Raw genomic sequence first — 349 nt, 5'->3', positions numbered from 1 at the left:
GCTGCCGGCGCTGGCGACGTGCGCGGCTCTCCTGATCGCCGCCATCGCGGTCGTCGCCGGCCGGACCGGCTCACCGTGAGAGCGCGGTGCCCGGGTTACGGCGGACGATCTCCCGGGCCAGCGATTCCGGCAGGTACGAGATCCGGACGCCGGCCTTCGACCGGCGCGGGTGCCGCAACAGGGCGGCACTCCCGATGGCCTCGTCAAGCACCCATTGGTCACCTTCACTCGCTACTCCGGCTGGAGGGCGGTGCGAGCGGCCCGGTCGGTGGGGAGGTAGAGGCCGGCACGGTGGGCGGTGCGGGCCTCGGTGGTAAAGGCGGCCACCCGGCTGGGAAGCACCAGCCGG

Annotated in this window: 1 protein-coding gene; it reads right to left on the bottom strand. The window is 73.9% G+C overall.

Annotated elements, in window-relative coordinates; translation table 11 throughout:
* Positions 1-70 precede the first annotated feature (70 nt).
* Positions 71-211, bottom strand: coding sequence for a hypothetical protein (locus IH26_RS61065; protein ID WP_157437916.1), 141 nt, complete (start codon positions 209-211; stop codon positions 71-73).
* Between the last annotated feature and the right edge of the window lie 138 nt (positions 212-349).

This window comes from Actinoplanes subtropicus (genome assembly GCF_000721705.1).
Taxonomy (GTDB): Bacteria; Actinomycetota; Actinomycetes; order Mycobacteriales; family Micromonosporaceae; genus Actinoplanes; species Actinoplanes subtropicus.
The sequence above is the reverse complement of the archived record's forward strand: the minus strand, read 5'-3'. Positions and strand labels throughout refer to the sequence as shown.